Origin of the sequence: Acetivibrio sp. (genome assembly GCF_035371925.1) — a bacterium.
Taxonomy (GTDB): domain Bacteria; phylum Bacillota; class Clostridia; order Acetivibrionales; family Acetivibrionaceae; genus Hungateiclostridium.
The window spans coordinates 1-10,079 of record NZ_DAORXT010000103.1; the positions used below are offsets into that span (position 1 = coordinate 1).

Consider the following 10,079-nt stretch of genomic DNA (forward strand, 5'->3'; position numbering starts at 1 on the left):
GATCTAACTTAGAAAAGCTAAAAAAATTGTCTTGACGATGGGGAGCATTATATTCTGTTGTTGCCTATGGTGATGTAGTAAAAATATTTGGTGTGCCAGAAAGTGTAATTGCAGTTACTGGAATTTCAACAAATCATACTTTGAGTGCTGATATTATACTTAATAGTAAGAAAAATGGTATTTTTTGGGTCGTTCGTCTGATGCTTTTGATTATCAGGGGATTCTAACGCATGAATTTGGTCATTTGACAGGTTTAGCTGATAATTTTGTTCTGGATTTTACTAAGGAAGTTCAAACAATGTATGGTTACGCTAGTCCAACATCAAAGGTTGTAAATGGGGTATATTATATAGAATCATATCAATTAAGGAGCATTGAAGCAGATGATATTGCTGGAAAAAATGCTTTGTGGAATTAAAGTTTTATTCGAAAGAAGGAAAAGAATATGAAAAGAAAGTTAAAAATTGGTATACTGCTTATTGTGATTGTTTCAATAGGTTGCATAGTTTTTGGGGCTTCCTTTATAAAAAATAATGAAGAGGAAAAAGAAGGAGACGTGCTGTTAAGTCTTGAGGAATATGAAAAAGAATATGGTAAGAGTGATGTCGTTTTACGTTTCTTATAAGAAGGCGAATTAACTTCTGAACATCTTTTTGGAGAAGGAAGCTTGATTGTAAAGGGTAAATTAAAAGGTATAAAGGGAGTTGCTTTTACAATTGGTGAAGCTCCGTGTATGGTATATAAACTTGAAGTTACTGATACGATAGTTAATAGCACAGGAAAAGAGCGTAAAGTAGTTAATTTCTTTATTCCTGAAATGGTAATTCCTCATGTGGAAGACAAATTGCAGACGGAACAAGAATCGGTCTTTTATTTGACACTCTATGATGAGACATTTCCTCATTTAAAGTATTACCAGGGGAATAGAAAACTTTAGTGAGAACAGCGAAGGTAAAGAAAAGTATAAACAGTTGAAAAAAGATTTAACAGAGAGAAAAAAAGACTTTGATAATGAGAAGAAAAAGAATAAGAATAAAAAGAGCCGGTAATAGAAGTAAAAAAGCTCCTGCTTCCGGGTAAAAACAATAATCCGGGATAAGGGGCTTTTTTTACAAAGCTATATCATTCTTGCCACAACCCTTAGGATTGAACTGTCCGCCTTTATATTAAGAGGAAGGGCTATAACTTCAAATTTTTCAGCATCAAGAAGCTTTTCGAGGTTTGTGAGATTCTCAAGGATGAAAATTTTGTTTTTAAGAAGCAGTCTGTGAACCGAAAAAGGCGGTTTGTCGGGAGAAGGAGTATCCATTCCGAGGATTTTGATTTTTCTTTCCACCATAAATTCTGCAAATTCCATATCAACAACAGGGTGACAATTGAAATACTCCTCCGTGCCGAATTTACGGCAAAGCCCGGTATAGAGCAGAAGGATACAGCCATTAGTTATTATATCTTTGAACTCTTTTTTTAGTTTGATTACCGGCTCATTTCTCACGTCGATTATACATCCCTCGCCGATAAAAGATTCTAAAGGGTAGTCGCAAATATATTCCTTTGAATCGATAAGGTGCATGGGAGAGTCAATATGGGTGCCGGAGTGCATATCTATATGTAGCCTGTGATTGGTGTAGCTGTTCTCTTTAAGTTTTCGTGTATTAACAAGCCTTGTTTCTTCATCCCCGGGATATGCCGGAAGACAGTCTATTATTTTATGGCTAAGATCAATAAACTTCATGAGCCCATCTCCTCTGTGCAATCAGTATTTACAAATATAAAACTTGTGAGAGATTTTTCTATTTTCAGTATAACACAATTTTTGCCTTCTTTATTTATTTTTTAACCCATGCTAAAATAAGTAATTGAAATCGGGAGAAAGTGAAGAGTGAGTTTATGAACCATGAAGACTTTTTCAGGCTTTTGGCTGACAAATATAATATAAATCTTAATCCTCAACAAAAAGAGGCTGTTTTGCGGGTTCACGGGCCTTCTCTGCTGCTTTCTGTGCCGGGAGGGGGAAAAACCACTGTAATTGTGTCCAGGTGTGCCAATATGGTTCTAAATCATAAAATTGACCCCGGCAAAATACTGACGCTGACATTCAGCAAAGCGTCGGCCCAAGATATGAAAAACCGGTTTTGCGATATTTTCGGCAAAGAATTGGCATCCAGCATGACATTTTCAACAATTCACAGCTTTTGCTATAGGGTTGTACGCTTCTATACCGAAAGCAAAAACAAGCCAATGCCCCAAATTATAGAAGGCAATGAAAGCCCGGTTAATAAAAATCAAATACTAAAGAAGATTTATATGGATATCAACAATGAATATATAAGCGATGACAGGCTTGAGGACTTGTCCAACTCCATCAGCTTTGTCAAAAATATGCTGTACACTGAGGATGATATAAGGGAATTGGATGTCGGAATCAAAAATTTCGTTGATATTTATAATGCATATGAAAAGCGTAAGAAAAATGAAGGCTGTATAGATTATGACGACATGCTTACCGGCACTTATCAGCTTCTTAAAAGAAATTCAGAGATTATTAATATGCTTAGAGAAAGCTACCATTATATTAATGTTGACGAGTCCCAAGACACATCTTTGGTACAGCATGAGATTATAAAGCTTGTTGCCTATCCGAGAAACAATATTTTCATGGTGGGGGATGAAGACCAGAGCATCTATGGGTTTAGGGCCGCTTTTCCCCAAGCACTTTTAGATTTTGGGAAGACCTATCCCGGTGCTAAAATTCTATTGATGGAAAAAAACTATCGCTCCACCAAGAGTATTGTGATTCCGGCAAATATTTTTATAAAGCAGAACAAAGGGCGTTATCAAAAGAATATGTATACCGAGAATGATGAAGGCGAGGCTGTAGTATTCAAGCATGTAGAGAGCCGTAACGAACAGTATGCATATCTCACTTCGGTTTTGAAAAATAAGAGGAATTTATCGGAATGTGCCATACTTTACAGGAATAATATTTCTGCCATTCCGCTGGTGGATTTTCTGGAATACAATAACATACCTTTTTATATTAGAGATACCAATCTTCATTTTTTCAAGCATTGGGTTGTAAATGACATCCTTGCTTTTATCCGGCTTGCACTAAATCCCCGTGATATTGAAGCTTTCGGACAAATTTACTACAAAACCAATGCGTTTATAAAACGTGAAATGTTTGAGTATGTTGTAGAGAACATGGGGAAGGGTAAAGGAGCCATTGAAACTTTGCTATATTACCCTGGTTTGTCTAAAGAGACTTATGAAGCAATAAAGTATTTGGCCGGTCAGATTGAAACCATTGATTATTTTAAACCTTTGAAGGCGATAGAGTTTATAGAGAAGGAATGCGAATATGAAAAGTATGTTCGCAGGGCGGCAAAGGAATTGGGATATTCCGTTGAAAGCCTTAATTATATTATTGACAGTCTCAAGTCAATAGCTTCAAGGGTTGATACCTTCGATGAGTTTTTTGAAAGACTATCGGTACTAAAATCCGCGGTGGAAAATTCAAGCAAAAACAGAAATAAAAATGCAGTGGTTTTGACGACTATACATTCCAGTAAAGGTCTCGAGTTTGACAGGGTATATATGATTGACCTGGTGGACGGGCAATTTCCGTCATCAAAGAGCATAAGCGATTTAAAGGAAGGAAATTGCGCATTAATGGAGGAAGAAGTCCGGCTTTTCTATGTGGGTGTGACCAGAGCAAGAAAATACCTTGAACTTATAACTTTTTCAAAGGCAAATAACAAGCAGGTTTCAGTATCTAGATTTGTTAATCGTTTTAATATAGCCCAAAGACAAGCTCAAAGTAGAGCTTTACCCAATGAGATTTGCGAAGGGGCAGTATTGGAACATGTGGTATTTGGACAAGGATTGGTGATAAGGCTTGATGAAGCTAAAGATTTAATTGTAATTGAATTTGAAAGCGTGGGAACTAAAATGCTTTCGTTAAAAACGTGTATTGAGGGGAAAAAGATACAGCCTGCAAAGATTTCTTGATTATGCTTATATATGAAATGAAGTATTATTAATAATATAAATCGGAAACATACATACCTTCATAAATGCCTCTGTGGATACAATTTCATAAAATAAGTATTAGTGCATTTATTTATAGTACATATGTTTCCGAGTGTTATGCATTGAAGTTAGAGGGCATTTATTGAATCTGCCAACCCTTTTGACTGCCGGATTTGACTTTAATTGTTAGCAGCCATATTTGTCATAATCTTTTCCGTTGAAGAACAGCAACAAGAAAAGAATTATGAAGAATAAGATTTCGCTGTTGTCATTGAAGAAATTCTTTTTAAAGATTCCTGACATTTTATTCACCTCCGCGAATATCAAGATACTATATTCTATTCAATTGGAGGTAAAGGGGTGCTTGTTAGAGAAAACCATTTTATATGTTAATTTACCGGGTAAAAATGGGGATTTCAAATGACAGGTTCATTTTATTGAAGTTGAAGCTAAAGTGTATAAAATCAAAAAGGGAGAATAAAAGCTTTACAAAATGAAAAGAAGAGGAACATTTTTCCTCTTCTTCATTAATGGTGCGGACGGTGGGACTTGAACCCACATGCTTTCGCATACGCCCCTCAAACGTACGTGTCTGCCAATTCCACCACGACCGCGCGTTATCTCGTTTCAGCATAATAAATTATACTAGCATTCTACCTATATGTCAATAGTTTTTTTAAATAAAATTTTTAATTTTTTGGTCAATATAAAGAAACTGTCCGTGTTTTTCCGTCCAAGCTTACTTTCATATTAAATGCTTCGGCTATGTATCTAACCGGTATATATGTTCTGTCGTTGATTATAACAGGAGTGGTATCCATTTTTCTCATGCTTTTATCAACGTAATAAGTATCGCTATTTATTGCAAAATTTATTGTAATACCGTCTTTTACAATTACAATTTCCTTTGTTTTATCCAGCCACTGAACGCTGGCGTTTATGGTTTCGCAAAAACTCCTCAGGGGAACCATAACTCTGCTGTTGTTATCTAAATAAGGCGGCACTTGTGAAAAATCAAAATACTTTTCTGCATATGTAACTTTTATATTGCTCAAATCATATATATTTTTTATCAAATTATGTATATCTTCTGCCTCATCCAAAATATATATAACGTTATTTACCGATATTCCGGAAGGGAAGGCATATTTTGCAAGTGGAGTGTTCATACCTGAAGCGAAAAAGGATACGGCATAACTCCATCCGCCGCTTTTTCTTTCATCAGTCTTTATTTTGTATGTTGCATTGCTGAAAGCTGTATAAATATCCTCGAGCAATTTGGAAGACTTTACTATAACAAATTCTCCGGTAGTACCGTTCCTAATTTCAATATGATGAATATCTTCAAGAGCCATTTGGGTTATTTCATTAAATTGAATATTGCTTGTGCTTTTTATTTCCGATGCATTTGCAACTTGGATAAATGCAGAGTTAAATAATGACAGTAAAATGGCAATTACAATACAAAAAGTTCTCATTTTCATTTTTATTTACACCACCTCTCATAATTTGATTTTATTACCTTATTTTATTATAGCATGGTGCATTTGCCTTTACAAGCAGCGTAAGCTCCTTTGATAAAACCTTGTTTTTTGAATTTGTGATTGAAATAATAGGATACTATTGTTAGAATATACGAAGTGTTAGAAAGTAAAGAGTGGGTGAAAGCAGATGGAAAAGGGTTTGATTCAGGTTTATACAGGAGACGGAAAAGGCAAGACCACGGCAGCAGTCGGACAGGGCATAAGGGCTCTTGGCAGAGGTTATACCGTATATATGGTGCAATTTTTGAAAAGTCAGGATACGGGGGAGCTAAAGGTTCTTGAGAAGCTGGAGCCCGGCTTTAAAGTATTTCGCTTCGAAAAAAAACACGGATTTATATTTAATATGAATGAAGAGGAAATCGCAGAGCTGAAAAATGATGTCAAAGCGGCGTTTGACTTTGTAAAGTCCGTACTTCAATACAATGAGTGCGATATATTGATACTGGATGAAATAATGGCGGTCATGGATAATGGGCTCATTGATGTCGACGATGTGGCAGATGTTTTAAAAAACAAGCCTTCTGGTGTTGAAATAATTTTGACCGGAAGGAATGCCCCGGACAAAATACTTGAGCTTGCCGATTATGTGTCTTGCAATGTGTGCAAAAAGCATCCCTTTGAGAAAGGAATCGGAGCAAGAAAAGGGATAGAATATTAATTCGTTTTTAAATAGCTTGTTATCGAAATTTAAAGCGGGGAACAAATCCCCGCACGTAGAAAATCTATGATTTTATGTCATTTTATCAGTGATGCAACCTTATAAGAGTCACATTCGGAAATCAGACATGCGACTTCCGATTCGGAAGAGGTAGCCAGCTTTATATCGATTCCTTCATCGGCAAGGGCACTGAAAAGATCTGCCGCAAAGCCCGAAGAATTTTTCTTTTCTTCGGAGGATACCGATACTTTTGTGCTGTAGGCATCCACTTCAATCAAAAGGTCTTTGGCGCGGCTTTTGTACCTGTTTATGGCGACCAATGCTCTAAAAAGATTTTCTGACGGAAGACAAAAAAATATGTTTACATGTCCTTTGTGTGGAGGAGTTTTAGTTATCATCTGTACATTGATATTTTCATCTGCTATGGAAGTAAAAATATCACGAACAAGTCTTATGTCATTTGGGACATTGCGAATCGTCACAAGGGCCGTGTCATAAGACATATCAATATTTGCATCTACCTTTTTGGACATGCAAACACCTCCTGGCAGAATTTTATTTATTTTTGATAAGGTCATCCATATTGTACATACCCGGCTTTTTATCATGTAAAAACACTGCTGCGTTTAATGAACCTTCGGCAAATATGTATTTTGATGTGGCAGTGTGTTTTATCTCAATTATTTCATCATTGCCGGCAAAGATTACGGAATGCTCGCCAACGATAGTACCGCCTCTTACCGCATGTATGCCTATTTCTTTTTTGTTTCTCTTTTTTCTTCTGGAATGTCTGTCATAAATATACTCATGTTCTTCGGCTAAAACGGAGTTTATAGCATCGGCTATGACCAGTGCAGTTCCGCTGGGAGCGTCGATTTTCTGGTTGTGATGCTTTTCGATTATTTCTATGTCAAAATTGTTTTCAAGTACTTTTGCGGCTTTTTTAACCAAATCCAGCACGAGATTTACTCCTATCGACATATTGGCCGAGAAAAATATGGGTATGCTCTTTGATGCTTCCTGGAGCATTTTTATCTGGGAGTTGCTAAGACCGGTTGTTGCTATAACCGCCGGTATTTTTCTTGCAACCGCAAATTCAAGCAGACCTTGCAAAACAGAAGGATGGGAAAAATCGATAATTACATCAATTTTAGCATCGCATTTATTTATATCGGTATAGACAGGGTAAGGATTCTGTATTGATGTATTTATATCCAACCCCGCGGCAATTTTCAAATTTTCCTTTTCAGATGCAAGCTTGCTGATTACTTGCCCCATCTTTCCGTTACATCCGCTTAATAATATGTTTATCATTTGAATAGCACATCCTTTTTGCATTAGTACATATAAAAAATTAAATCAAAGGCAAACGCCGTAATATGTACGGCGCAGCTTTAAATCAAGCCGTAATCCTTGAGAGTCTGTTTTAAAATATCCAAGTTCTTTTCACTCATATCGGTAAGAGGCAAACGGCACTTTCCGACTTCCATACCCATAAGATTCATTGCAGCTTTAACAGGGATGGGGCTTACTTCGATGAACAATGCCTTGACGAGATTTAAGAGGTCCAGCTGTATTTTTCTGCTTTCTTCAATATTTCCGTCAAGGAAAGAGGCCACAAGTTCATGGGTTTTCTTTGGAATAATATTTGCCATTACCGAAATTACTCCCTTGCCTCCTAGAGCAAGAAGAGGTACTACCATATCGTCGTTTCCGGAGTACACTGTAAAATCAGGAGGGCAAATGCTGATAATTTCACCAACCTGGTTTATGTTGCACTCCTTGATGGCAACTATGTTTTCTATTTCGGACAACTGTTTTACAGTCTTCGGATCAATGTTAAGGCCTGTTCTTCCCGGTACGTTGTATAAAATCACGGGAATTTTGATGCTTTCGGCAATCAGCTTAAAATGCTCGTAAAGTCCCTTTTGGGTTGTCTTGTTGTAGTAAGGGGTTACACTTAATATTGCATCTGCACCTACTTCTTCGGCATATTTGCTAAGGCTGATTGCATGATGAGTGTCGTTGCTTCCCGTTCCCGCTATAACCGGAACTCTTTTATTTACTTTCTCCACAGCATATTTTATAACAGCTTTATGCTCTTCATCGGGCATTGTCGATGCTTCCCCAGTGGTACCGCAGATTATTATCGAATCGATACCCTCTTTTATTTGGAAGTCAATGAGTTCCCCCAACTTGTCAAAGTTAACGCCGTTTTCTGTAAAAGGTGTTATTATTGCTACTCCGGCACCGGTAAATATTGGTTTTCTCATAATCGACATCCTTTCACTTTTTTTAGTAGCGAATTTTACATGACAAAATTATTATAACTAATTTATTATATTTAATAATGTTAAAAAAGTGCTCTTTATCCTAATAGGTCAAAGCATAATTATTTATTCCACATTTTAATCAATTCCTGTGCGATCTGAACGGCATTTGTGGCAGCACCTTTTCTTATATTGTCCGCAACAACCCAGAGGTTTACACCGCTCTCAACACTTTCATCGCGACGGATTCTTCCTACAAAGGTTTCGTCTTTTCCGGTTGCATAAATGGGCATAGGATAAACATTGTTGGCAACATCGTCTTGGACAATAACACCGGGCGCATTTTTCAAAACTTCTTTCAATTCATCAAGATCAAACTGTTTTTCAAACTCTACATTTATTGATTCGCTGTGACCGTTGAATACAGGTACTCTTACGGTTGTAGCAGTGATTCTAAGGCTGTTGTCTCCCAATATCTTTCTTGTCTCATCTATCATTTTTATTTCTTCCTTTGTATAGCCATTTGGAAGAAATACGTCAATATGAGGCAAGCAGTTGCCGGCAATCGGATGAGGGAACTTCTTTGGAGCTTCTCCCTTAATACCGTTTTCAAGGTCTTGGTATCCTTTCTGTCCTGCGCCGGATACGGCCTGATATGTGGAATAAACAATTCTTTTTATTTTATATTTGTCATGTAAAGGCTTTAGCGCCACAACCGCCTGTATGGTGGAGCAGTTCGGATTGGCAATGATACCGTTATGCCAGGAAATATCCTGGGGATTGACTTCCGGTACCACAAGGGGAACTTTTTCGTCCATTCTCCAGCAGCTGCTGTTGTCCACAACCACACAACCTTTTGAAGCTGCTATGGGCGCAAATTTTTCACTGACACTTGCACCGGCCGAGAACAGCGCTATATCTATCCCTCTGTCAAAGGATGTTTCGGTAAGTTCCTCTACGACATATTCCTTGTTGTTGAAAGTTACAGTCGAACCAGCAGAGCGACTTGAGGAAAAGAAATATATGTTATCGATAGGTAAGTTTCTTTCTTTCAGTACTTTGATAAATGTTCTGCCGACCATTCCGGTAGCCCCGACTACTGCTAAATTAACCTTTTTCATAAAAATAACCTCCTAAATATATAATCCTAGTATATAATATATTATAAATTTTATAAAGTACAGGGTTTTTGCTTGATAGCGGGATATGTCATCTGCATTGGCCTTAAGAACACTAAAAAAGCTGGTATGAGTACCAGCAGTTCATCAAGATTTTAGTGTAATTTATACAACTAAAGCTTTTATGAACTGATAGCGCTCCATCAAATCAATTGATGACAGTTATACAGCTATTAACCGTATAACCAGACTGTATCTTTTTGAGCAGATACAACCTTCGGCAGTTTCCCCTTTCGGCTTTCGTCATCAAAGCTCAAACTTTTTAGAAAGCTTACTATTGAAAACCGCACCTCTATCAAACATCATAAAAAACCAAAACACTATTAACTTTATTTTCTAATATTCTATCATCTAAAATATTATATGTCAAATAATTTATTTTTGTCATTTTCATTTT

General features: G+C 36.8%; 11 protein-coding genes, 1 tRNA gene and 1 riboswitch. Of the genes, 5 read left to right on the forward strand and 7 right to left on the reverse strand.

Features of this window, described 5'->3' with window-relative positions; all coding sequences use genetic code 11:
* The first annotated feature begins 184 nt into the window (after window positions 1-184).
* From PLH43_RS11695 to PLH43_RS11705, 3 genes are read left to right on the forward strand one after another with little or no spacing between them, the layout of a single operon-like run.
* Window positions 185-418: a hypothetical protein gene (locus PLH43_RS11695; protein ID WP_324363306.1), complete on the forward strand. Its 234-nt coding sequence runs from the start codon at window positions 185-187 to the stop codon at window positions 416-418.
* Window positions 419-445: 27 nt separating this feature from the next.
* Complete coding sequence (locus PLH43_RS11700; protein WP_324363308.1) at window positions 446-625, forward strand: hypothetical protein; 180 nt, start codon at window positions 446-448, stop codon at window positions 623-625.
* A gap of 42 nt (window positions 626-667) precedes the next feature.
* The gene (locus PLH43_RS11705) at window positions 668-937 is read left to right on the forward strand and encodes a hypothetical protein (protein ID WP_324363310.1); all 270 of its coding nucleotides are present in this window, start codon (window positions 668-670) and stop codon (window positions 935-937) included.
* 180 nt (window positions 938-1,117) lie between these two features.
* On the opposite strand, the gene PLH43_RS11710 is transcribed toward PLH43_RS11705, so the two are convergent.
* Window positions 1,118-1,735: a cyclase family protein gene (locus PLH43_RS11710; protein ID WP_324363312.1), complete on the reverse strand. Its 618-nt coding sequence runs from the start codon at window positions 1,733-1,735 to the stop codon at window positions 1,118-1,120.
* 140 nt (window positions 1,736-1,875) lie between these two features.
* On the opposite strand from PLH43_RS11710, the gene PLH43_RS11715 reads away from it, so the two are divergent.
* Entirely contained in the window at window positions 1,876-4,011 is a 2,136-nt protein-coding gene (locus PLH43_RS11715; RefSeq protein WP_324363314.1) for an ATP-dependent helicase, read from the forward strand.
* Window positions 4,012-4,563: 552 nt separating this feature from the next.
* Here PLH43_RS11715 and PLH43_RS11720 read toward each other — a convergent pair.
* A tRNA-Leu gene (locus PLH43_RS11720) sits at window positions 4,564-4,646 on the reverse strand.
* An 87-nt stretch (window positions 4,647-4,733) separates the two neighbouring features.
* On the reverse strand, window positions 4,734-5,516 hold the full coding sequence (locus PLH43_RS11725) for a copper amine oxidase N-terminal domain-containing protein (RefSeq protein ID WP_324363316.1): 783 nt from the start codon (window positions 5,514-5,516) through the stop codon (window positions 4,734-4,736).
* Window positions 5,517-5,703: 187 nt separating this feature from the next.
* On the opposite strand from PLH43_RS11725, the gene PLH43_RS11730 reads away from it, so the two are divergent.
* On the forward strand, window positions 5,704-6,234 hold the full coding sequence (locus PLH43_RS11730) for a cob(I)yrinic acid a,c-diamide adenosyltransferase (protein ID WP_324363318.1): 531 nt from the start codon (window positions 5,704-5,706) through the stop codon (window positions 6,232-6,234).
* A gap of 77 nt (window positions 6,235-6,311) precedes the next feature.
* On the opposite strand, the gene PLH43_RS11735 is transcribed toward PLH43_RS11730, so the two are convergent.
* From PLH43_RS11735 to PLH43_RS11750, 4 genes are all read right to left on the reverse strand, one after another.
* The gene (locus tag PLH43_RS11735) at window positions 6,312-6,767 is read right to left on the reverse strand and encodes an amino acid-binding protein (protein ID WP_324363320.1); all 456 of its coding nucleotides are present in this window, start codon (window positions 6,765-6,767) and stop codon (window positions 6,312-6,314) included.
* A gap of 22 nt (window positions 6,768-6,789) precedes the next feature.
* The gene (gene dapB, locus PLH43_RS11740) at window positions 6,790-7,548 is read right to left on the reverse strand and encodes a 4-hydroxy-tetrahydrodipicolinate reductase (RefSeq protein WP_324363322.1); all 759 of its coding nucleotides are present in this window, start codon (window positions 7,546-7,548) and stop codon (window positions 6,790-6,792) included.
* An 80-nt stretch (window positions 7,549-7,628) separates the two neighbouring features.
* Entirely contained in the window at window positions 7,629-8,507 is an 879-nt protein-coding gene (dapA, locus tag PLH43_RS11745) for a 4-hydroxy-tetrahydrodipicolinate synthase (protein WP_324363324.1), read from the reverse strand.
* A gap of 119 nt (window positions 8,508-8,626) precedes the next feature.
* Window positions 8,627-9,625 carry an aspartate-semialdehyde dehydrogenase gene (locus tag PLH43_RS11750; protein ID WP_324363326.1) on the reverse strand — a complete coding sequence of 333 codons (999 nt, stop codon included), beginning with the start codon at window positions 9,623-9,625 and terminating at the stop codon, window positions 8,627-8,629.
* A 182-nt stretch (window positions 9,626-9,807) separates the two neighbouring features.
* Window positions 9,808-9,985, reverse strand: a riboswitch (Lysine riboswitch).
* Window positions 9,986-10,079: the final 94 nt, after the last annotated feature.